Origin of the sequence: Pseudoalteromonas sp. GW168-MNA-CIBAN-0100 (genome assembly GCF_040309225.1) — a bacterium.
Lineage (GTDB): Bacteria > Pseudomonadota > Gammaproteobacteria > Enterobacterales > Alteromonadaceae > Pseudoalteromonas > Pseudoalteromonas arctica.
The window spans coordinates 1-321 of sequence record NZ_JBEOOL010000325.1; the positions used below are offsets into that span (position 1 = coordinate 1).

The window sequence follows — 321 nt, forward strand, 5'->3', positions numbered from 1 at the left end:
GGGTATGGTTAATTATTGATAACTGGTTGCGCGATAAAGTAGAGCAAAGATTTGGTGTCGCGGTATCGCCCAACTTTATGCGCTTTGCTTTACAAATGGTGCAACAAGAAAGCCTGTTTTTTGCTTTGCCATTTTTTTTAGCGGTAACGCAGTGGGATCACCCGCAAGCTATTTTTACCGCGCTAATGATAATGTGTGCAGTCATATCGGTAAGTGATCCTTTGTATTATAAAAAGTTCGCAAAAACTCGCATGTTATTTGCGGTGTTTCATAAGTTTGCATTGTTTGTAGTTATATTGGTTACTTTGCCTATTTTATTTA

1 protein-coding gene is annotated in these 321 nt (G+C 38.0%); it reads left to right on the top strand.

Features of this window, described 5'->3' with window-relative positions; all coding sequences use genetic code 11:
- Positions 1-321, top strand: a 321-nt coding sequence (locus AAEY62_RS21320) for a DUF5924 family protein (RefSeq protein ID WP_350636376.1), incomplete at both ends; no start/stop codon positions are given.